Genomic DNA, 22876 nt, shown 5'->3' with positions numbered 1-22876 from the left:
GAATTACGAATTACGAATTAGTATTATGCCTGAAGCGCTAGAAATTGAGCGTCATAGAGCTGCGATCGCTCGCACTGACCTATCTCGCCCTGTACGATTGGCAATAGAATGGGCAATCCTCAATCCAGACACCACTTTTTTTGATTACGGTTGCGGTTACGGTGGTGATGTCCAGCGAGTAAAAAACTTAGGTTACACCAGCGCTGGCTGGGACCCTTACTACCATCCTGATGTACCACGCACCGCCGCCGATGTGGTCAACTTGGGCTATATCCTCAATGTCATTGAAGACGCAGAAGAACGCCGTCAAAGCCTAATCCAAGCTTGGGAACTCACCCACAAAGTTTTAATTGTCGCGGCTCAAATACTGATTAACGCTCCCAGCAAAACCCAACTTGCTTACAATGATGGCATTGTGACGCGCCGCAATACTTTTCAGAAATATTACGAACAAGAAGAACTCAAAACTTATATTGATGAAGTCCTAAATGTAGATGCAATACCGATCGCACTAGGCGTATACTTTGTTTTTCGAGATGAAGCCGAAAAGGAAAGTTACAAAGCTATCCGCTTCTTTTCTACCACCTCTACACCACGAGTCCGCATCCCCACTAAGCGGTTTGAAGACTATCAAGAACAGCTGCAACCACTCATGGCTTTTTTTACCAAGCGCGGTAGACTACCTGTAAAAGGTGAATTGGAAAATGAACAGGAATTACTGAGCGAATTTGGTAACTTTCGCCGCGCCTTCGGTGTAGTTTTACAAGCTACTGATGAGGCTGAATGGGATGCGATCGCTTATCGTCGTTCTCTAGATATCCAAGTTTATCTCGCCCTTACCCACTTTGATCGACGCCCTGCATGGCAAAAGCTAGCAGCAGAAATGCGTCACGATATCAAAGCCTTTTTTAGTAGCTATGAAGAAGCTTGTCAAGTAGCCGACCAAAAGCTTTTCAGTTTAGGTAAAGCTGGGGTGATTCAAACTGCTTGCGAAAAAAGCAAAATTGGTAAACATACGCGCGGTGCCCTTTACGTCCATGTTTCGGCACTTGCTGCACTTGATCCCATACTACGAATTTGTGAAGGTTGCGCTAGTCGCACCATTGGGCGTGTAGATGAAGCCACATTAATTAAATATCACACTGATAAGCCGCAAATATCCTATCTGTCTTACCCCGAATTCGACACCGATCCCCATCCGGCGTTAAAAGCCAGCATCGGTATTGATTTAAAAACCCTCTTCGTCACTCACCGAGATTACGAAACTAGGGCGAATCCGCCAATTTTGCATCGTAAGGAAACATTTGTTACCAGCAACTACCCACGCTACGAAGAATTTGCTAAACTCACGCAACAAGAAGAGGAATTAGGGCTGCTTAACCAAAAAAGCAACATTGGTACGCGTGAAGGTTGGGAAAAATGCCTTACTGCACACAGAGTAGAAATCAGGGGGCATCAGGTTTATTCAATTCAAGAAAGTTAAGAAAACCTGACGCTATAGGGTTATCCTGAATTTGTATTTAACCCAAGTAAATCTTGGTAGTTTGTCATGTTTGGGAGAAATCACACAGCAGCTATGGTAAGTTTCAATCTCTGATCGGGATTAATAGGGAACTGTTGCTGCTTCCATAATTCAAACCTTTATAGGTACTAGTTACATGATATACTTTTGCATTTCCTCGTTGGATTTTATTGATATTTTCTCAAAAGAGGCAAAAAGTTGAAACTATGAGGAAAATTAAATCGCTACTGGGAGTTTTCGGTAGTCGGAAAATGGCGGCTTTATTATTTTTAGGTTTTTCGTCAGGTTTACCGTTATTGTTAATCGGTAATACCTTAAAGGCTTGGATGACCGTAGAGAAGGTAGATTTAGCCGCAATTGGTTGGTTTAGCCTCGCTAGTTTGCCTTATTCCTTAAAGTTTTTGTGGTCGCCGTTGGTGGACAGGTTCACTCTGCCAGTTTTGGGACGACGACGGGGTTGGTTAATTTTGACGCAGATTGCTTTAATCATAGCGATCGCAGTTATGGCTTTTCAACAACCCAAACAAGCATTACAGCTACTAGCCATCAACGCTATAGTCATCGCCTTTATCAGTGCAACTCAAGATATCGCCGTTGATGCCTACCGCACCGACGTTTTAGAAAAACTAGAAATGGGGGCTGGTGCAGCAGTTTTTATCTTAGGTTATCGAATAGCCCTATTAGTTGCAGGTGCTTTAGCCTTGATACTTGCTGACAAACTGCCTTGGTCATCAGTTTACTTATTTATGGCAGGAACGATGGTAATAGGTATTCTTGCCACGTTGTTCGCACCAGAACCCAAGGAAATTAGCCCTCCAGCTTCTCTCACTGATGCTGTAGTCTTGCCTTTTAGGGAATTTTTTCAGCGTCAAAGTATTATCCAAGGTATTCTAATGCTTGCATTCATTACCCTATATAAACTAGGTGATGCTTTGTTGAGCAATATGAGCACGCCTTTTTTGCTGCAAACCGGTTTTACCAAAACGGATATTGGAACAATTCAGGTAGGAATGGGGTTAATTGCTACGATTGTCGGTGCCTTAGTAGGTGGTTCAATTTTGAGTGCTATTGGCATCAATCGATCGCTTTGGGTTTTTGGTATTCTACAAGCAGTAAGTAATTTAGCTTACTTTTTTCTAGCATACATCGGTAAAAACTACCAAGCTATGGTACTTGCCATCAATATAGAACAATTTTGTGGTGGATTGGGGACAGCAGCCTTTGTTGCCTTTTTGATGAGTCTTTGTAACCAGCGATTTTCCGCAACCCAATATGCTTTGCTCTCCAGCTTAATGGCTGTCAGCCGCGATATTCTGGCAGCCCCTGGTGGCGCGATCGCCCAAAGCACGGGTTGGCCGATATTTTTCTTAATTACCATCGCCGCCGCTATCCCAGGACTACTCCTATTGCCATTATTTGCCCCCTGGAACCCTCAGCCAGTGGCAGTATCCAGACCCGGACTTGAGGACGAAGAAGAGGATATATGGGGAATCAAGTAGTCATCGCTGTCGGCACATTCATCCTCTTACTAACAGGTTTATTACTTGGCTATGTTCTCTCGCAGTTAGTTTTGGGATTTCTAGCATTTAACTTACTAACTTTTTTCGGAACACTCAGCCTAATTTTAATTTTTGGTACACTTTATTACGTTTTATTTTGGCAGTTGCGGAGAGAACAATCCCGACCATCAACTATAAATGAAGGGATACCAAACCAGGTAGAAGAGGATCTATCTGATAGCTATCTCAAAAACAGGCTAATCGCTAAATTATCCGGTGACGCTGCAGCGGCCGAACGGTTAATTGAACAGGCAAAGGAAACTTATCCTGGGATGCCGGAGAATTGGTATTGCGAGAGAGTGCTTGATGACTTAGAGCGCGATCGCCCATAAGCAAAAGTGGGGGGTAAGAATTTTAGATTTTAGATTTTGGATTTTAGATTTAAATTTAATCTAAAATTGTCAATCCAAAATCCCAAATTGAATTGCCCCATTCCCCATGCTTAGAAAATCGCTAAAATCAATTAAGAATACTTCACAAATCTTCAGCTAGATTTTCATAAAAGTTCCTAGATATTTGCAATCTAAATATGGCTATATTTCGTCAGTACATCGCCCCCTTGCTTGCGGTATTGGTATTTCTCTTTGCCCTAGTGGCAGTCAGCGCCCGCATCTTTTTACCCTCCGATATGGCAGCACCCGCACCAATTGAACAGGTAGGAGTAAGTTCTGATCCCACTCCTACTGATTTCCCACCAGCAGCATATAACTTAGCAATATATGAGTCAATAAACATCAGAAGTGTCTGAGCAACTACTACCTGGGTATATTATTCGCCGTGGCTCCGCTTTGGATCGATCGCTGCTGCTTAAATTCATGCAGCGAACTTACCAGGATCTTTTTCCCAATGAGGATTTTTCTCACCTAGAACAAACAGTTAAGCAATACTTCTCTAGCGATACACCCTTGTGGTGGGTCGATTTTTTGGGTGAGGGAGATCAGGGGAGAAATAACCAATACCCCATTGCCTGCCTCTGGGTGGGCAATGCCATAGATCAAGTACATGGGAACCGTCATGCTCACATCTTTATCCTCTACGTTGTACCAGAACATCGGCGACGCGGTATTGGTAGAGCATTGATGCGATATGTGGAAAATTGGGCTATTCAAAGAGGCGATCGCCAGATTGGATTACAAGTGTTTCAATCAAACAAACCCGCATTAAATCTTTACAATCAGTTAGGTTATCAAACCCAATCTCTGTGGATGGTAAAATTCCTGAGTGCAGAACAATAAACTAAAAGATAGCGATAACATAGTGTAGGGTCTGAGTTATAGCGGTTCTCGTTTAGATAAAACTCAACGAGGGAGAACGGAAAGTGTATAATAACGCAACTAATATATATAAAGCTTTAACTTATTGGCACATCGCATTATGTGTTAATCCCTTTTCGGGATTGAAATGAAATTATGTATGACGAAAACGATCTAAGCCTACTTGATATTGAGGAGGAGCTAGAAAGCCCCTTAGATAAAATAGAGCCGCTAACTGCTGAATCAGTTGTGGCAAAGCCTGATCCAGAAGTGATGCTAGCCTTGCTGGAAAATCCCCAGCCCCAGCAAAGAATGTTAGCGGCGCGTGCTTTTTGTGATCTAGAAGATGCGCGTGCTACCCCCCATCTGATTCGCCTGTTAACTGATACCTGTCCCTTAGTGCGGGTGAGTGCAGCCTATGGCATCGGACGTAATCCCAGTTCAGAAGCAGTGAGTCCATTAATTGCTCAACTAAAGAGTGATTGGAATGGCTATGTGCGTAAAGGTGTTGTTTGGGCTTTAGGAAACTGTCGCGATCGCCGTTGTTTACCACCCTTAGCAGATGCCTTAAGAACCGACATTTCCGCAGTGCGTTTGTGGGCTGCTAGCGCTTTAGCACAGATGGGAGAAGTGAGTTACGAAGCAGTTATCGGGGCAATACCACCATTAATTGAAGCCTTAGTCCAAGATCCCGTGGCAGCAGTGCGGAGTAACAGTGCTTGGGCAATTGGTCAACTGTGCCGCGAACTACCTTCTAATGTAGTTTATGCTACAGCGATCGACGCCCTAATTCAAGCCTTTGCCGAAGACCAAGATTTAGGAGTACGGGAAGACGCCAAAGCCTCACTTTTAGGAGTGGGTGATCCCCGTGGCTTACAGCTGATTGAAACCCTGGAACAAGAGGGATGGTTTTAATTAGGCATTGGGCAATTCAATTTTGGATTTTGGATTGACAATTTTGGATTAAATTTCAATCTAAAATCCCAAATCTAAAATCTAAAATTCTTACTGTCCTTCAGCTACAGGTTTGACCAAATTTAAGTCATAAGGACGCTCAGTATCATCCTCACCTAAATATTCACCATTTTGAATTTCCAGAATAACTAGCGGAATATGTCCAGGATTTTCTACCTTATGTAGGGTTGCTGAGGGAACATAAGTTGATTCGTTTCGATTCAGTAATATTTCCGTATCGCCACAAGTCACCTTCGCCACACCGGAAACTACAACCCAATGTTCATTGCGGTGATAATGGATTTGTGGTTTAATGCCGTGCCTGGGTTTGATTTCAACACGACTAATTCTATAGGTTTCTCCCTCCTCGATCACCTCCACCTCACCCCAATATCGTGTACCTGCATGTGGAGACAATTCGTTGATATTTGACTGAGTATTATTGTCATTCTGAGTCATAACTAATTTTTCAACCAAATGATTATCAGTATTTTTAATTAATCTAGCGTAAAGGCAATAAACCTGGGAAGGGAAATGGTAACAGCATCTCTATTAGTACAACTGCTCTAAGTAGGTAGGCGTAATTAAATATAAGATCAAACCTCACCCTCAATCCCTCTGGGATGCTTTGGAGAGGGAAGCTGGAGGCAGGGTGAGGTTTTATATTTAATTTGACCCACTTACTTAACTTGACCCCAGGTAAAATGAATTCTATCTCTGAATTTCTTAATTTTGAATTTTGAATGCGTGAATTTTGAATTGCCTAACCCCCCTTATACTGAATCCGATAAATCCGATTATTGGCTTCTTCTGTTAGTAGTAGACTGCCATCTGGCAACACAAGTAAACCAACAGGCCGTCCCCAAGTGCTTGGTACGGAAGGATTTAGCAAAAAGCCTGTGAGAAAATCTTCGTAGTAGCCAAGCGATCGCCCTTTAGCATCGAAGGGAACAAATACAATTTTATAACCAGTGCCGCGATCGCGGTTCCAAGAACCACGAAAAGCCGCAAAAGCACCGTTACGGTATCTTTCTGGAAACGTTTTACCATCATAAAACTGCAAACCCAATGCTGCTGAGTGCGCCTGGAACAGCACATCAGGCGTTTGGGTACGGGCTACTAGGTCGGGGCGTTTACTTTTGTCATCCGTCTTTTGGCGGGGATCGAGGTTGTTTGGTGTCAGATAAGCATAAGGCCAGCCGTAAAACGCCCCCTGTTTAACGCGTGTCAGATAGTCTGGAACCAAGTCATCACCGATTCCATCGCGTTCGTTAACAGTGGCGTAAAGTTCCTTAGTTACAGGATGAAAATCTAAACCAACAGGGTTACGCAAGCCGGAAGCAAAAGTTTGCTGCTGGGAACCATCTAAATTCATCACCTGTATGGAAGCCCGTGGTAGGGGTTCTTCATCCACATTGCTTCCTGAGCCAACTGAAACATATAATTTATTGCGATCGGGTGATACCACCACGTTACGCGTCCAGTGCTGGTTATAGCCACCACCAGGAAGGTCAGCAATTTTTTCACCGATGCCAGTTAGTCGCTGTTGACCTTTGGTGTAAGGAAACCGTAAAACCGCATTAGTATTACCCAAGAAAAAAGAATTGCCTGCAAACGCCATCCCAAAAGGAATATTAAGTCCGTTGTCGCCACTTGCAAAGGTTTCTCGAACGTCGGCTACACCGTCAGCATTGCTGTCACGCAACAGACGAATCCGGTTTTCCCTAGTTTCAGTCACCAGGACATCACCACTGGGGGTTAAAGCTAGCCAGCGTGGGGCATCTAAACCTTCGGCAAAGACGTTAACTGTAAAGCCTGGTGGTACGCGCAGCACCGGATTTTGCGGAATGGCCACAACCTTTGGTTGCTTGGAGGCACTTTTTGTGGCGAAGGGTGCTGGTAAATTCTTCAGATTTATTCGGATGCGTGTCGGTGAAAGTGCTTCAGTACGGACAATATTTTTTGGCTGTGTAAGATTCTGTGTATGTTGGGCAGAAGATACAGATGTTTGTGGTGTGGGATTATCTGAGGAAGCGCGAATCTGGTTACACGCTACTGCCAAGGTTAGTAAAAAAACTGGCAACAAGAAACGCGCAGCGACTTTCATGGCGGTAGACACTATACACAATTTTTCTACTCTAGACTTGAGACTTAATAATTGTCGCCAGTCTAAAGTTTGATTTTTTTTATTTAGTCAACCTATTAGGGACTTCCAAATAAAAAATCTCCAACTATTTATTATGGAACGGGATAATTTATTTCTTGGAAATCCCTTAAGGTACTGGGAAAATAATTTACTTCCCAATGCCCAATGCCCAATATTTAAACATATAAGCATTTGTTAGTTAAAAAAAATTTTTCAAATTCTGCTGCTGGCAATGGACGACTAAATAGAAAGCCTTGGATAGAATTACAGTTTTGTTGCCGCAAAAAAGCCAGTTCGGCTTCCGTTTCTACACCTTCAGCAACTACATCTAGATTTAGATTATGAGCCATTTCAATTAATGCTTTAGTAATCGCTGATTTCTGTAGATCGTTAGCAACATTATGAATAAAATAACGGTCTATTTTTAATGTGTTAATTGGTAAGTTTTTCAGATAAATTAAAGAAGAGTAGCCCGAACCAAAGTCATCGATCGCAATTTTTATACCCAAGGATTGCAATTTGTTCATAGTAGCGATCGCACTATTTATATCTTGCATAATCATACTTTCAGTGAGTTCTAGCTCTAAGTAATGTGGTTCCAAATCATTCATAGCTATTAAATTGACTATTTTCTGAATCAAATCTGGTTGATTAAATTCCATTACTGACAGATTGACAGCAACAATCATAGAATAAATTCCGGCATCGCGCCAGCTTTTTATCTGTTGGCACACTGTTTTTAATACCCATTTACCAAGTGGAACTATTAAACCTGTAGACTCTGCTAACGGAATAAATTCTGTTGGATAAATCATCCCCATTTCCGTACTTTTCCAGCGCAATAAACTTTCAACAGCTACTATTTTCCCCGAATCAATATCAACTATTGGTTGATAATAAATTTCAAATTGTTGAAAATTATCTTGTTTTATAGCCCGATGTAAGCTAATTTCTAATAGATGCATTTTCGGAGACAAATTATTAATTATAGTCTGAGGAGATAAATATCTTTTTAAAGTAGCGTACTTTTCCAACCTATTCATGATGGCACTTAATAACTCAGCCCGAGTGAATGGCTTAGTTATATAGTCATCGGCACCCATATCCATACCTTGACGGAAGTCAGATTTGGCAGATTTTGCAGTGAGAAAAATGAAGGGGATTATTGCCGTTGACTGATCTTCGCGTAACGCTCTTAGCACACCATAACCGTCCATTTCTGGCATCATCAGATCACAGAGAATTAAATCGGGAGCTTCGGAGATAGCCAAATATAGTCCGATTTTGCCATTAGCCGCAGCAAGAGTTTCAAAACCCTCAGCTTCTAGTAAGTCTAAAATGTTTTCACGAACTGCTTCTTCATCTTCTATTATTAAAATTTTGGGCATAATTTACCTCAATTTATGTTTCATTATTTAATGACAAAATGACAATAAAGTTTGTCTGAAGTCCCAACACAGTTGTGACAAATGTTTCACGTTAGTAGATATCTATACACTTTTTTCAAATGTACTATTCACACAAACTCCAATCAGCCAACCTGGTTTGTCATGTCTGTCAGTACCAGATGACAAGACCAATAACTTGATCTTGGTTATCTACAACTGGCAGTAGATGGAACTGCTGCTGGTGCAACAGTGATAACACTGAGGCTAGCTTTGGAAATTATGACACGTTGAATGTCATGACCGAGGTATGCATAACTTCAGAAATACTAGCTGTTTGCAAGCTAGATCCTGAAGCTATAAGCAGTACCATATCATACTTACTAAAGTACCCCACTACCTGCAAAGAGCAAGAAGCTAAGATACTCTTGCCCCCTGCTGCCATCAGTGTGACACTGAGTAGCCCATCGTACAGATCGCATCTAATAGTAGTGTTTCCGGCACAACCATCCGTAGCGAACGGTCAATTATTCACTCTCAGCTTTGTGGCTTAGAAGTTGAGGTAAGGGTTGCATAGATTTTTCTGATCGCTATTATTAAAAAATACTTATTTAAAGCTTATTGCTTAAGTATTTTTGCGTATTCTAACCCGAAATAAGTAGTAATATTTGGGTTATAAAAAATTTTAAAAAAGTGTGTTAAGAATTACAAACTGGCTTATATCCAGCTAGTTGGGCATTGGGCAAAACAGTTCCCTGTTCCGTTAGCGGATAGCTACAACACTTGCGTCTGTTATGAGCTAAACTATACCAATTATAAATCACTTCTGAGACATAAAATCGCTGAAAAGCTTTAAAATCCGTACTTTTAATCTCAGTATTTTCTCAAGTTTCAATTCGGATTGCGATAATTCTGCGATCGCTGTTATTCCCAACGAAAACCTCAATACAGGGAAAAGGCGATAAAATATTAGTCGCAATCTTGTGGAGATGATTGGCAATGAAAATTAAAGCAGTTATCTGGCAAGAAGACGGTGTGTGGTGTGGTTGTGTAGCTGCTCTACCAGGATGTCACCTTGGGGAAACAGCTACGAACATTTGTTAGAGATGCTGCAAGATGCAATTCAAGGTTGGTTGGAAGTTAGACTTACCGAAGAAGATTTGGACTAAAAGCGATCGCTCATCACTGTAAATTGAGTTGACGTGAGAAAATCTAACAATTTATGCATAGACGCTTTTTAGGGGCTTGCCGTAGGTATAAGTTGAGCAATTTTTCATGAACTACTGCTAATTTCTACAATTGCTTCTCCTTGCCGTAGTCGTTCTATTGCATCAGGTAAAGCGATGTCTACGACGGGCTACGCCTACGCAAGTAGTCGCTGCAAATTCCGATTTGTCACGTTACCACAGGTCAGCCAGAGAATTTGAGGTGGTGTTCCTAACCGACATGCCAAGTCAACAAAGTCGCTGTCTTTTGTCATCATTACCGCGTTAGTGACTCGTGCTGCCTCAAAAATATCTACATCTTTAGCATCTCGTAATCCAAGCTCTCGTAGTGCAGTAGCCTCAACATCAAAAGTCTCAGTCAGCCAAAGTGCTAATGTAGGAGGTAAGTGAGCATCAATCCAAATTTTCATGCTGTCAATCGAGGAAAGTCAGTTTGCCGTGCTGCAAACAATAGACAGGCTTGGATATCTTCGAGTTCAAGATCGGGAAAATCCTCTAAAATCTCAGAAAAACTGACATTCTCAGCCAACATTTCTAAAATGTCACTCACACGAATCCTCATGCCTCGAATACAAGGACGACCACCACACTGACCAGGAGTTTGAGTAATACGAGTCAACAAATCAGCCCTTAAGTTCATGCAAGTATTTTAATAAGCTGTCGCGCATTTAAATTGTATAATTTTGGGTCTAAAACCCTTATATAGCCCAGAGTGAGCTAAAAAACTAGATGCGTGGCAGCTTATCTGGTAGTTTTATCTAACTATAATTCTGCGATCGCAATTATCCCAGCCTAACATCTAAGTGCAACTGACAAGCGATGTCTATGACGGTCACTGAGCTTTGTCGAAGTGCGGGCTGTTCGGCGAGGCGATCGCAGTTATCGCACGCTAACCCAACAGCAGCTAAGTTGGGCAGGTTTAGGTTAGTTGTAACTTCAGGTAATCAATAAAGTCTAGAATTTCTGTATCAGTGAATTGTAAGCGCGACGCCGAATAGCCCGTCGTAGACATCACTTGCCATTGCAAAATTTGGTGAATCTATGACAAAGTTTCTGGCTCAACACCAAGCCCCTTCAACCTTTCCACTAACATTTTCACCTGTTGTTCTGCTTCCACACGTCGCTGTTCTTCAAAAGTTGTGCGTTCTTCTGCTTCCCTGATGCGTTCTTCTGGTGTCAGCAATCTTTGCCCTTCCTCGTCATACCAGTACAGCCATTCCCGCACGATACCTTGATAAATTCCCCGTTCCCCCCCAATTCCTAAACCAATCTCTGGTAGCCAAACGGGATTTCCTGACATTAAAATATATTCCCCATCAACTAGGTGATACACCTCCAAAGGTGGATTTTTACGACGAAGAGGACTATATACAACGTAGTACAAAATTCCTAATTCTTTGGCATAAAATTCTTTCTTGGTGCTGTATTCTTCCCGATATATTTGAGAAATAACTTCTAGTGCTAAAATTGGCAGTTTATTTTCTTCCCACAGCACATAACTCAGGCGCAAGTCCTCATCAATAAAGCGTTTAACTCCTAAGCTGAGAAACCCATCAGGGACAATTGCTGGTTTATCTGGGTGATAATAAATACCCATGTCAACACCAAAGAACCAATCCCAGCGATCGCACCATACCAAAGCTAGTGTCGTTTTCAGCAAGCCGGGAATTAAATTTTGGAGTTCATTATCCACAGCAGTATCATCTGAGTCGGGTAGTTCTTCGGAAGATGGCAAACAATGCAACGGATTGTAGTTTAACATGAGCGGTTTTGCCAAATCTGATTGTACCTTGATTGTAGGAAATGTATCGATAATTAAATAGGTATACCAAGGTAAAATGATTGTGGATTCCAGTATCCACATCAATTTGACGAAAATCAGCCTTTTGGATAAATATGACCAATATTAGCGATGTCTACGACGGGCTATTCGGCGTCGCGCTGATTTTGATAGCCCTTGGAAAGAAATTCTAGAAGCTTATTTTCCCCAAGCAATGCATTTCTTTTTTCCAGAAACTTCTGCATTAGTTGATTGGGAACGTCCCTACGAATTTCTAGATAAAGAATTTAAACAAATAGCTCGTGAAGCCGAACAGGGTAAACGATATGCTGATCAATTAGTCAAAGTTTGGCAAACCCAAGGCGAAGAACTTTGGTTATTAGTCCATGTTGAAATTCAGGCACAAAAAGAAGATAACTTTCCCAAGCGGATATTTACCTACAACTTTCGCATATTTGACCGCTTTGATCAACCAGCAACGAGCCTTGCAATTCTCTGTGATCCAAACCGCGAATGGCGACCAAGCAATTACAGTTACAATTATCCCAATACTAGGTTAAATTTTGAATTTGGCAGTATTAAACTTTTGGATTACGAAAATCGCTTTCAGGAGTTAGAAAATAGCGATAATCCATTTGCAACTGTCGTCATGGCGCATTTGAAAACGCAGCAGACACGCTCATCACCCGAACAACGCAAAGTATGGAAATTTAGCTTAATTCGCAGGCTATATGATTTGGGCTTAGAAGAACAGGATATTCGTAATCTGTATCGATTTATAGATTGGGTTATGATATTACCAAAAGCATTGGAAAATCAGTTTTGGGAAGAGTTTAAACAATTTGAGCAGGAGCGGACTATGAGATATGTAACTACAGGTGAGCGCATCGGCTACGAGCGCGGCAAACAAAAAGGTCAACAACGGCTTATTTTAAGGTTACTACAAAAAGGAGTGGGAGAATTATCACCAGAATTGCAAGAGCGTATCCAATCTCTTTCTTTAAATCAAGTAGAAACTCTTGGTGAAGCTTTGTTAGATTTTACTGCTATGGAAGATTTACTTCACTGGTTGCAAACAAATCAATTAGCTTAAAATATATTTTTATAAAAATTGTAAAAAATACATCTACTCACTTACCACATACAGGATTTTTTGGACTCAGTTCGATGATTTGTTTTTACTTTAACGAATCAAAAGTTACGAGTGAGTAACAAAAAGGGCAGGTACAAAACCCGCCCTTAAACTAAAAAATATTTAAACTAAACTAGCGATCGCAACTTAATTAGCGATTTGGGGCGCACTCAAAGAAACCTTTAGTGTTTCGTCTTTTTGCTGTGCTAATGTCGGCACAGAATCACGCAATCTTGCCGTCAATTGTACAGTTGTCGCGTCATACATCTGAGTCAGCAATTTTGGATAGAAACCAATACCAATAATTGGTACTAACAAACAAGCAATAATAAATACTTCGCGGGGTTCAGCATCTATCAAAGCTTGGTGAGAAACTAATTCCTTGTTCTCTTCTCCGTAGAAAATTTCTCGCAACATCGACAGCAGATAAATCGGAGTTAAAATCACTCCCACTGCCATCAAGAAGACCACAATGACTTTGAAGGTAGAGCTATAAGCATCGCTAGTAGCAAACCCCACAAATACCATTAATTCTGCCACGAAACCGCTCATCCCTGGCAATGCCAAAGAAGCCATTGAACAGGTGGTGAACATGGCGAAAATCTTCGGCATTCTCTTAGCGACACCACCCATTTCATCCAACATTAAGGTGTGTGTCCGGTCATAAGTTGCGCCGACAAGGAAGAACAAACTCGCTCCAATTAACCCGTGGGAAACCATTTGTAATACTGCCCCACTCAATCCCAAATCGGTGAAGGAGGCAATACCAATCATGACAAAGCCCATGTGGGAAATTGAGGAGTAGGCAATTTTTCGCTTCAGGTTGCGCTGGGCAAAGGATGTCAGGGCAGCATAGATGATATTAACTACCCCCAAAACCACTAATACTGGTGCAAAATAAGCGTGAGCATCGGGGAGCATTTGGGCATTCATCCGAATTAAGGCGTAACCGCCCATTTTCAGCAGAATCCCTGCTAGCAACATATGCACGGGGGCTGTAGCTTCACCGTGGGCATCAGGTAGCCAAGTGTGCAAAGGAATAATCGGCAACTTGACGGCGTAGGCAATTAGGAAGCCAGCATAGAGGGCAAGTTGGAAATTGAGGGCGATGTCTTTTAAGGCGAGCGATCGCATGTCGAACGTCACCGTATCGCCGTAAAATCCCATTGTCAGGGCAGACAGCAAAATAAACAACGACCCGCCGGCGGTGTATAAAATAAATTTAGTCGCTGCATATTGCCGCCTTTTGCCTCCCCAAATCGACAGCAGAAAGTATATCGGTACTAGTTCCAGTTCCCACACCAGGAAAAATAACAGCATATCCTGGACGGCGAACACGGCAATTTGACCGCCATACATCGCCAAAATCAAGAAGTAAAATAGCTTGGGCTTGAAGGTAACTGGCCAAGCTGCTAAAATCGCCAGCGTGGTAATGAATCCAGTCAAAATAATTAGCGGCATGGACAAGCCATCTGCCCCTACTGACCAATTCAAATCCAGTTGGGGTACCCAGGGGTAACTCTCCACCAACTGCAAATCTGGATTGGAGAAATCATACCCAGTAGAAAAAGCATAAACAATCAGTGCAAAATCGATCAGCCCTACGATGAGGGAGTACCAGCGCACTGTTTTGCCTTCTTTATCCGGGATGATGGGAAGAAGTAGCGACGCCGCTATCGGAAACAGAATAATCGTCGTCAGCCACGGAAAATTAGCTGTATTCATCACAATTCGTCTGCTATCAAAATCATGTTTGGCAAAAAGTCACTAGTTATTAAGTAACAGCTTTTTGGGGATTTCGTCTTCCTCGTTAGGTTGATTTAATTAAATTGGCAATCCCCTATTTTTTCTCTTGGGAATCTTTTTTGACACTTGGGGGTGCGGAATGTGGGTTGTGATACTCTCAGTCAAGTGAAAAATTTACCGTAAAAAAGCCGCTAAACTAGGATTATAGTGGTGCGATCGCGTAATCCAACCCATCTCTAAAAATACACGATGCTGCTTGGTGGTTGTTGAAAAAAGCGATTTGGTGCAAAAAAGCATAACAGGATAGATAAGCCTATGATAATCGCACAAATTCAAAGTTATTCATGATTGGTAGTAGAGGCGCAAATAAGAACACTAAGCTGCATATCTAATAATCTCCAATTCTGCTCCATTATTAATAGCTGACTCTGCTTTTTCTAAAATCTGTTCGGTAACTGCATCACTTAAATAATATTCACCGCAGTTATCACAAATTTCTGCCGGAACTTTTTTTAATACAATAATACATTCGTCTCTTTCTAATGTCACAGTTACTAAACCTGGTTGAGTTTCTCCATGCTGGTAAATTACGCATTTCATCATTTTCGTCTCCCAGTTGTAAAACCATCTAACCAAATATTAATATTATGCAAAATTGGATCATGCAGATGTCAGTTTAGAAGAGATTGAAGATGCAATTAAAAAGACATAGCCATATTGCCGAAATTGCGTAGGCGTAACCCAACCCAGGCATCGCACAAAAATCGCTTTTTAATAGAGAAGGCGCGATCGCTCGCAATAGCATATCATTTGTTTACTGTGTAACCTGTCTTCCATAGCAATAACTTCATGCCTTTCTCCGATTTCACAAATCCTTACCAAAATCCAGCTAACATACCACAGAAGTATCGCCAGCATATAAATCTACAGAAGTTATTTAAAGCTGATGGTTCTTATGTGCGTCCAGCAGAAGACCCTGTGACGATGTGGGCGCTTCAGATTTTAGTAGAAGAGTACGGTGTTCCACTAGAAGCAATGCAACTGGAACTAAATGCAGATTTTGCCGAGGGAACTTATCAAGGCGGACGACGCTATCAAGGACGTGCAGACGTTGTAGTTTATCGCACAGACGTTGTAGTATATAATGACCGTTATGCTGATTCTGTAGGTGATTTGGATGTAGCCTTCATTATGGTAGAGGCTATGGAACCAAGTAAAAAAGTTGGCGGCACTGAGGCAGAAGGTTGGGTTGATCATCTTAACCGACTCAATGCTTACATAAGCGCTTCACCATCTGCCCGTTATGCAATTTTAACCAATGGCCACCACACAGATATCTATCGTCGTGACCTTGACTATCCAAGAAAGTTAGAAATAATTGGTGATTTACCCAAGTATGAAAGTGCGCGTGAGGCAGCAGAACACAGCCCTTATAAAGTTGTCTTAGATGCAAATAAGCCGGATGGGATTCAAACTGGACTCATACCATTAACCCGTGATAAGTTTCGTGAGGTTTTGGGAGATACGCGTTCTGGTTGTCACTCTATTCTGAGAGATAACGAAGGTTTGCAGCCACAAGAAGCTGTTGATGCAATGGTTAAATTCTTGTTTGCTAAGTGGTATGACGAACAGGCAACAATTGACTTGGTAAAGCAAACAGGAGAATCACGGGCTTATGTGTTTAGTGTTAGTAATGAAACTGACCCAGAACGTTTATTAGTTCAAGTAAGAGACACTTTTGAAAAAGCGAAGCAGTGGGAAAGAGAAACATTAGCGAAAAAATTTGGTGCTGATTTGAATGCGCGTTTCGCTTTTAATGAGGCTGATGTGTTGCAATTCAAGCCTCATACCACAATGGAAATCGTTAAGCGTTTACAGCCTTGGAGTTTGCGAAAATCTTCAGCAGATGTGAAAGGTGGGGTGTTTGAGGATTTTTTAAGCAAGACTTTCCGCGATCATTTGGGGCAATATTCCACACCTACACCAGTAATTAATTTAATGGTGGGGATTTTACAACCAACAGTAAATGATTATGTTGGTGATCCTGCTTGCGGTTTAGCGTGGATGTTGACGCACGTTTTGGATTATGTGCGTAAGCAGGAGTATGCAAAAGCGATCGCAAATAATGGTGGTAGTGGTGAAGGGATTAATCCTGAAGAACCAACGCAAGAGTTTATTAAGTTTCGAGATAATCATTTATTTGGGGCTGAATATTCTCTAAATGTGATGCGTGTAGCGCGAGTTAATACTTTAATGAATGGCGCACAATATGCCGATTTAAAGGTAATGGATTCGCTGGAGCGATTGGGTAACATTACAGGAGGAATTACGGAGGGGCTTCCAGAACATCCTGGTTTTTATCTAGGAGGGTTGACAATGATTTTAACTAATCCTCCATTTGGTTCTAAATTGACAAATGAAAGTGTTTTAAAAGACTTTGCTGAACGGGATGGGGTTACAAAGAAAAATGGCAAAGTTTTTAAAAGTATTCCTCAAGAAATTGCTTTTTTAAATCGTTGTTTGGAATATCTTGCTCCAAAAGGTAAATTAGCAATTTTATTACCTGATGGAATATTGGCAAATAGTTCAATGCAAGATGTACGTGACTGGATTTTACGATGGACAAGACTGAGAGCAGTAATTAGTTTGCCTCAAGAGACATTCATGCCATACGGTGCTGGTGTGAAGACTAGTGTAATTCTTTTAGAAAAGCGAGAATTTGAGCAAGTAAATACTAAAAATGATCAGGATTATGACATTTACATGGCAAGAATTGATGATATTGGTTATGACAAATCTGGTCGTATTACAAGTAATCAAAATCAAAGATTAATTTCTGTTGAAATACAAGAAGCAATTGATGATTTATATAGCTCATGCGGTCGTTCTCGTAATTTAGCTAGTTTTCCATTCTTCCTTGACTTAGAAAATGTTATTAGGGAATTAATTATTAAAGTAATGATTTCTCAGTATGGTACTCAGTGGTGGGATAATGCTGGTATTGATACTAATCTAGTAAGAAAAGCTAATAATTACAAAGCAAATGAAACTACAAATTCGTTACATGATAATTTTGAATTACATCCAATTTTTTATTTAGATTTTAAAGACTTGAAAAAAGTTATAGAGGATGAAGACGCAAGACATACAATAAATAAACCATTTCAAGATATTTTTGATAATTATGACAATGTAAACGTCATAGGTAAAATTGGGGAGGCTCGCGACTTACGTAACCGTGTAATGCATGGCAAGTATTTAACAGAAGAAAATTTACGAACTATTCGAGTTATTTGTAGTCAATTGCATAGATTTCTTGTAAACCGAGGTCATGTAGGGGATTTTCAGGATAGAAAACTAATCTCTAGATAATTTTTAAGTAATATTTGATAGAGACAGTTTTTGAAAAAATGATCAAAAGTCTAGACAAAATGAGGTCAGGAGGAAAACAAATCACATGAAGGAGGGTAGTATAGCAACGGACATGGAGCTTAGGACAGCAATAAAATCACAAAATACGCTATTGAAGGCGCGTTTCCCGCGAACTGTCCTAACGGCTTTGGCGACTGCTATAAATACCAGCCACTCCTAGAGTTTTTGCGTGGCAGTGAGCAAAATTAAATAACCCTTTCTTTTACTGAAATTGAGACTTTAATAAGGGACACTTTGCCCAACTCAGCAAAAAGTAAATGGGCGTGGTGGAGTAATCGCAGCAAAGGCGCATTTATCCCGATAACCTAATTTGCACTAACATCATCCCCGCAGAACTCGACGGCAAACCCTGCCCCCATTCCCAAGCAGGGCGCTTTCCTGGCATCAAACCCCTAAATCCTGAAGACTCAAACTACACCATAGACAAAGGAAAACCAGGCGACCTCTGCCCAACCTGCGCCAAACAACAACTTTCCAACCTTGGACACTGGCAAAGTAACAGAAATCAAAAATTCCCTGAAGAACTTCTATCATTGCGGTTATTCAAATGCCGAATGTGGTTATGGCTAGTTGTCCCAGGACTTCATGACCATGATGCAACCCAGCTTTTACCCCAAAAGCTATGAGATGAGAGTGTTTAGAAGCGATGAAAACACACTCAAACTTACAACAACCCTGCAACAAAATTACAAATCTTGTCAGAAGCCAGCAAATAAGTTTCCGAGGCTTCCTGCTGGCTCTTGGCTCCCTAACAAAAGGAGACATTCACCATGATAAAACCAGTTATTGCCCAAAATCATCCTTGGGTGATAGTAAAAACTGTAGTGATTACCCAATCTCACACCGTCGCCCGTTTTGCTAACCGCCAAGATGCAGACGACCATTTAAGATTTTTGCGTCGAACTATTCCCAACGGAGGTTTTGAGATTATGTTTGAACCGCCAGATGATGTAAAAGAAGATTTTAATATTTAACAAAATTTAGGGGGTCTAAATCCCCTACTAATTGATCCTGAATTCTATTCTCGACCAATCCAGTACAGAGGCTGACGTTTGTGATGTGCTATGGCTAGAATCCGAATTAAATCATCATTAACAACACGGTATAGGAGTGAATAAGGAAATTTAGGCAGAATCAGCCGACGAACAAATCCTCGAACCACTACACCCGCAGCCGGGTAACACATAAGGAGATTGACTGCACCTTCTACTTCTGTTAAGTAATCTAGCCCAAGCCCCTGATTTTTTTCCTCATAATAACTTGTGGCATCAACCAGTTCTTGCTCTGCCGATGGATGAAATACAATTCTTGTCATTGTAAAGATGCACGAACTCGTCGAAACACTTCTTCAGCAGGAATACCAGTAATTTGATTGGTGTTCATAGCTTCATCACGCTTCTCAGCCTCTTCAGCCCAACTAGCTGCAATTTCTTGATCTATTTCACTTTCTTGACCCAATCGTTCAAGTAATCGTGCCAATAAAATCACTTGAGAATCTTTTGGAAGTGCAAGAACTTCAGCTTCAAGCTGTTCAAGGGTCATAGTTATTTTCTCATACAGTACTTCTTATTTTACTGGAAGTACAGGTGACAGGTCACAGGGCAGAGGAAACAAGAGTGTTTCTTCCACTTGTTAATTCACTGTAAATAAACTATCAGCCAAAAAAAAAGGAGTCTAATTTAGACTCTTTAAATTGAAAAACTTAGGGACGGACAACTGCCCACCCCTATGAAAATCAGGTGACACCAAAGACAATCACTAAACCCAAAACCGCCCCAAACACAATCAAGGCATAGAATTGAGCGCGACCGTTTTCTAGGTACTTCAGACCTTCACCACTAACAAGGGTGAAAAAGCCTGTGAGGTTAACAGCACCATCGACAACGCGGAAGTCAACTTCCATAACTTGTCTAGCTAGGCGACGCAAGCCGACAACAAAAACCCGATGGTAAATGTCATCAAAGTACCACTTGTTGAGAGATAACTCGTAAAGTGGTTTGATTTTAGCAGCGATCGCAGCCGGGTCAATCTTCCCTCGCAAATACATCAGCGAAGCCAAAGTAATCGCAATCAAAGAAATTCCCACTGAGGCACCCGCCATAATGTAGAATTCCGTCGGATTGAACTCGGCAGCCTTTTCTATAACTTCGGAGAGAGTTTCGCTAGGAGGAAAGATAAACTCTTCAAAATAATTGGCGTAGGGAGTTCCCACCAAACCAATCAAAATCGAAGGCACTGCCAACAGTGCCAAGGGCAGAGTCATTGTCCACGGCGACTCATGAGGAGAATCGCTATGATGCCCGTGGGAGTCATGGGAATCATGGTGTTCACCAGTTGCCGCCAATTCTCCTTTTTTCATCGCCCCAGGCCCAAAATTCGGGACTGGTTCTTCTGACTCTAATTCCAGGACGATTGTCGCCGCCGCCTTCTTGAGTTTTTGCTTGATTTTCTCGTCATTACCCCGGAATTCGCCTTCAAATGTCGAGAAATACATTCTAAACATATAGAAAGCGGTAATCCCGGCAGTTAGCCAGCCAATCAACCAGAGGAGTGGGTTAGCCTCAAAAGCCTTTCCCAGAATTTCATCTTTTGACCAGAAGCCAGCAAAGGGCGGAATACCAGAAATTGCCAAGCAACCAATCAAAAAGGTAATTGCCGTCACGGGCATATACTTGCGTAGACTCCCCATCAAGCGCATATCTTGCGCTAAGGCGGGATCGTGACCAACAACACCTTCCATGCCGTGAATTACTGAACCTGATCCCAAGAACAGCATCGCCTTGAAATAGGCGTGGGTCATCAGGTGGAATAGTCCAGCACTGTAAGCACCGATTCCCATTGCCATCACCATGTAACCAAGTTGGGAAATGGTGGAGTAAGCCAAGCCCTTCTTAATATCGTTTTGGGTAATGGCAATGCTAGCCCCCAAAAACGCCGTAAACGCCCCAGTAAAAGCAATCACGCTCATTGCTGCTGGAACGTGTTCAAATACTGGGTACATCCGGGCAATCAGGAAAACACCTGCTGCCACCATTGTTGCTGCATGGATTAAGGCAGAAATTGGGGTGGGGCCTTCCATTGCATCTGGTAGCCAGACGTGGAGGGGGAATTGGGCTGATTTAGCAACTGGCCCTAAGAAAACTAAAATTGCCAACAGGACAGCGAGAAAATTGCTGATAGAACCTGATTGTACTAATTGGGACAGGCGATCGCCGATGACATCAAATTCAAAGCTTCCTGTTGCCCAGAACAGCCCCAAAATGCCGAGTAATAGACCAAAGTCACCCACGCGGTTGGTCACAAATGCTTTTTGAGCGGCATCGGCTGCTGACTTGCGATCGTACCAAAAGCCGACCAGCAAGTAAGAACACATTCCCACCAGTTCCCAGAAGATATAAATCTGTACTAGGTTGGGGCTGAGTACCAGACCTAACATTGAAGAACCAAACAAACTGAGATAAGCATAAAACCGCACGTAACCGGGATCGTGAGCCATGTAGCCATCGGTGTAAACCATGACTAAGAAGGCCACTGTTGTCACAATCACCAGCATTAGGGCTGTCAGGTGGTCAATAGTGTAGCCCATGTTCAGGTGAAAATTACCTGCTGCGGCCCACTCCAAGGTGCGGATATAAGTCGCGTGTCCTTGAATTTGACTCCATAGCAAGGCAAGCGACAACCCCATAGCTGCTCCCATTAGGGAGATAATCACCACAGCATTAAGCTGCCGGAGGCGGTTTGTCACCTGATTCAACGAGATTAACCCTAGACCGACCAGCATTGCCCCAAAAAGAGGTAATACCGGAATCAGCCAGGCATACTGATAGATTACTTCCATCACTGACGCCTACTTTTAGAATTCTTAACTAGCGTGTCGGAACTGTTAATAATTGTGACACACACCCTTTAGGATAAAATAACCCACCCAATGACCTTTGGGTGGGGTGTTAAGCATGGTTTTAGATTTGGTCATTTGTGATTGGTCATTAGTCATTGGTCATTTGCCCTTGATCCGAAGCCCAATGCCAATATCCATCAGGCTGACCGATACTCTAAGCCCACTGTTTTTGAACTTTTGTAGATTTTGGGGTAACTGCTGTAGCTGGCTTTAATCTCTTCTAAAGCTAGACGTAAATCTTCTCTGCCGCGAAAGCTTTCCAAGCGATGACGAATAGTGCCATTTTCAATCAATAGTAAAGTGGGTAGTGATTTGAGCCTATAAGTAGTAGACAATTTAAAATTTTGATCGGCGTTAACCCCAACTAATTTAATTTCCTGCCCGCATTCGGCTTGGAATTCCAACAACAGTGGGTGGATAATTCGACACAAGCCACACCAAGGTGCTTCAAAGTTAACTAAAACAGGAATAGGAGATTCTAAAACTTCTTGAGTAAATGTCCGTTCACTAACCGACAACACCATGACACCTCTTGGATTATAAGGTTTTTATATCAAATTACCTATCGGCACCCAATTCAGTAGTGCTGATTTCCGAGTCCTGTTAGCCGATAGCTAGGGTTTAGCCCGTGCTGAGTAGAAATCCATAACTAAAGTTAGGAGATTGAATGAGGAACTCGTTTCTTTTTCTTTAAGAGTCAAGTGGGGGCGCTTTCAGGAACAGAATCTCAGGACACAGAATAATTAATTAGGGAAAAATTGAGCGCGTTGATGTGTCTCTGATAAAAAAGCCAGCGCGACTTTCACGGTGGCTTTTTTGGAAGTTAAACTCCTGATTGCCGTC

The 22876-nt window shown here is 41.9% G+C and carries 22 protein-coding genes; 10 read left to right on the top strand and 12 right to left on the bottom strand.

From position 1 onward, the window contains the following. Positions 1–25 precede the first annotated feature (25 nt). From V7K31_RS27900 to V7K31_RS27875, 6 genes are all read left to right on the top strand, one after another. Positions 26–1483, top strand: a complete 1458-nt coding sequence (locus V7K31_RS27900; protein ID WP_335098928.1) for a DNA phosphorothioation-associated putative methyltransferase — start codon at positions 26–28, stop codon at positions 1481–1483. A 245-nt stretch (positions 1484–1728) separates the two neighbouring features. After that, positions 1729–3021, top strand: a complete 1293-nt coding sequence (locus V7K31_RS27895) for an AmpG family muropeptide MFS transporter (protein ID WP_335098925.1) — start codon at positions 1729–1731, stop codon at positions 3019–3021. Then, a complete protein-coding gene (locus V7K31_RS27890) occupies positions 3006–3413 on the top strand; it encodes an ABC transporter permease (RefSeq protein ID WP_335098923.1) in 408 nt (135 codons plus the stop codon). The genes V7K31_RS27895 and V7K31_RS27890 overlap by 16 nt, the downstream gene beginning before the upstream one ends. 197 nt (positions 3414–3610) lie before the next feature. After that, positions 3611–3829: a hypothetical protein gene (locus V7K31_RS27885; protein ID WP_335098920.1), complete on the top strand. Its 219-nt coding sequence runs from the start codon at positions 3611–3613 to the stop codon at positions 3827–3829. Then, positions 3822–4316, top strand: coding sequence for a GNAT family N-acetyltransferase (locus tag V7K31_RS27880; protein ID WP_335098917.1), 495 nt, complete (start codon positions 3822–3824; stop codon positions 4314–4316). The genes V7K31_RS27885 and V7K31_RS27880 overlap by 8 nt, the downstream gene beginning before the upstream one ends. A gap of 174 nt (positions 4317–4490) precedes the next feature. Beyond that, complete coding sequence (locus V7K31_RS27875) at positions 4491–5249, top strand: HEAT repeat domain-containing protein (protein ID WP_335098914.1); 759 nt, start codon at positions 4491–4493, stop codon at positions 5247–5249. 90 nt (positions 5250–5339) lie between these two features. Here the strand turns inward: V7K31_RS27875 and V7K31_RS27870 are convergent, their stop codons facing one another. The 6 genes from V7K31_RS27870 to V7K31_RS27845 form a co-directional block, all read right to left on the bottom strand. Next, complete coding sequence (locus V7K31_RS27870; RefSeq protein ID WP_335098911.1) at positions 5340–5747, bottom strand: phosphomannose isomerase type II C-terminal cupin domain; 408 nt, start codon at positions 5745–5747, stop codon at positions 5340–5342. 304 nt (positions 5748–6051) lie between these two features. Continuing rightward, positions 6052–7395, bottom strand: a complete 1344-nt coding sequence (locus V7K31_RS27865) for a PQQ-dependent sugar dehydrogenase (protein ID WP_335098909.1) — start codon at positions 7393–7395, stop codon at positions 6052–6054. A 215-nt stretch (positions 7396–7610) separates the two neighbouring features. Continuing rightward, complete coding sequence (locus tag V7K31_RS27860; RefSeq protein ID WP_335098906.1) at positions 7611–8822, bottom strand: EAL domain-containing response regulator; 1212 nt, start codon at positions 8820–8822, stop codon at positions 7611–7613. Positions 8823–10182: 1360 nt separating this feature from the next. Then, positions 10183–10455 (bottom strand): DUF5615 family PIN-like protein, encoded by a 273-nt coding sequence (locus V7K31_RS27855; RefSeq protein ID WP_335098903.1) that lies wholly within the window; start codon positions 10453–10455, stop codon positions 10183–10185. Continuing rightward, positions 10452–10685 (bottom strand): DUF433 domain-containing protein, encoded by a 234-nt coding sequence (locus V7K31_RS27850; protein WP_335098901.1) that lies wholly within the window; start codon positions 10683–10685, stop codon positions 10452–10454. The genes V7K31_RS27855 and V7K31_RS27850 overlap by 4 nt, the downstream gene beginning before the upstream one ends. A 399-nt stretch (positions 10686–11084) precedes the next feature. Then, positions 11085–11807, bottom strand: a complete 723-nt coding sequence (locus V7K31_RS27845) for a Uma2 family endonuclease (RefSeq protein ID WP_335098899.1) — start codon at positions 11805–11807, stop codon at positions 11085–11087. Between the two features lie 232 nt (positions 11808–12039). Between V7K31_RS27845 and V7K31_RS27840 the strand changes: the two genes are divergently transcribed. Then, complete coding sequence (locus tag V7K31_RS27840; RefSeq protein ID WP_335098897.1) at positions 12040–12918, top strand: DUF4351 domain-containing protein; 879 nt, start codon at positions 12040–12042, stop codon at positions 12916–12918. Positions 12919–13104: 186 nt separating this feature from the next. Here V7K31_RS27840 and V7K31_RS27835 read toward each other — a convergent pair whose 3' ends face one another. Both V7K31_RS27835 and V7K31_RS27830 read right to left on the bottom strand, forming a co-directional pair. Next, entirely contained in the window at positions 13105–14682 is a 1578-nt protein-coding gene (locus tag V7K31_RS27835; RefSeq protein ID WP_335098894.1) for an NAD(P)H-quinone oxidoreductase subunit 4, read from the bottom strand. A 396-nt stretch (positions 14683–15078) separates the two neighbouring features. Beyond that, the gene (locus V7K31_RS27830) at positions 15079–15306 is read right to left on the bottom strand and encodes a type II toxin-antitoxin system MqsA family antitoxin (RefSeq protein WP_335098892.1); all 228 of its coding nucleotides are present in this window, start codon (positions 15304–15306) and stop codon (positions 15079–15081) included. Between the two features lie 246 nt (positions 15307–15552). Between V7K31_RS27830 and V7K31_RS27825 the strand changes: the two genes are divergently transcribed. The 3 genes from V7K31_RS27825 to V7K31_RS27820 all read left to right on the top strand — a co-directional run bounded on the left by V7K31_RS27825 (position 15553) and on the right by V7K31_RS27820 (position 19109). Continuing rightward, positions 15553–18075, top strand: a complete 2523-nt coding sequence (locus V7K31_RS27825) for an N-6 DNA methylase (protein WP_335098889.1) — start codon at positions 15553–15555, stop codon at positions 18073–18075. A gap of 249 nt (positions 18076–18324) precedes the next feature. Further along, complete coding sequence (locus tag V7K31_RS32005) at positions 18325–18444, top strand: hypothetical protein (protein ID WP_442941399.1); 120 nt, start codon at positions 18325–18327, stop codon at positions 18442–18444. 461 nt (positions 18445–18905) lie between these two features. After that, on the top strand, positions 18906–19109 hold the full coding sequence (locus V7K31_RS27820; protein ID WP_335098886.1) for a hypothetical protein: 204 nt from the start codon (positions 18906–18908) through the stop codon (positions 19107–19109). Positions 19110–19153: 44 nt separating this feature from the next. On the opposite strand, the gene V7K31_RS27815 is transcribed toward V7K31_RS27820, so the two are convergent. The 4 genes from V7K31_RS27815 to V7K31_RS27800 form a co-directional block, all read right to left on the bottom strand. Next, positions 19154–19450, bottom strand: coding sequence for a type II toxin-antitoxin system RelE/ParE family toxin (locus V7K31_RS27815; RefSeq protein WP_335098883.1), 297 nt, complete (start codon positions 19448–19450; stop codon positions 19154–19156). Beyond that, positions 19447–19677 carry an addiction module protein gene (locus tag V7K31_RS27810; protein ID WP_335098880.1) on the bottom strand — a complete coding sequence of 77 codons (231 nt, stop codon included), beginning with the start codon at positions 19675–19677 and terminating at the stop codon, positions 19447–19449. Before V7K31_RS27810 ends, V7K31_RS27815 begins: the two co-directional genes overlap by 4 nt. 193 nt (positions 19678–19870) lie before the next feature. After that, positions 19871–21973 (bottom strand): NAD(P)H-quinone oxidoreductase subunit 5, encoded by a 2103-nt coding sequence (locus V7K31_RS27805; protein ID WP_335098877.1) that lies wholly within the window; start codon positions 21971–21973, stop codon positions 19871–19873. A gap of 197 nt (positions 21974–22170) precedes the next feature. After that, the gene (locus V7K31_RS27800; protein ID WP_335098874.1) at positions 22171–22557 is read right to left on the bottom strand and encodes a thioredoxin family protein; all 387 of its coding nucleotides are present in this window, start codon (positions 22555–22557) and stop codon (positions 22171–22173) included. Between the last annotated feature and the right edge of the window lie 319 nt (positions 22558–22876).

This window comes from Nostoc sp., from assembly GCF_036917675.1.
Classification (GTDB): domain Bacteria; phylum Cyanobacteriota; class Cyanobacteriia; order Cyanobacteriales; family Nostocaceae; genus Nostoc.
The sequence above is the reverse complement of the archived record's forward strand: the minus strand, read 5'-3'. Positions and strand labels throughout refer to the sequence as shown.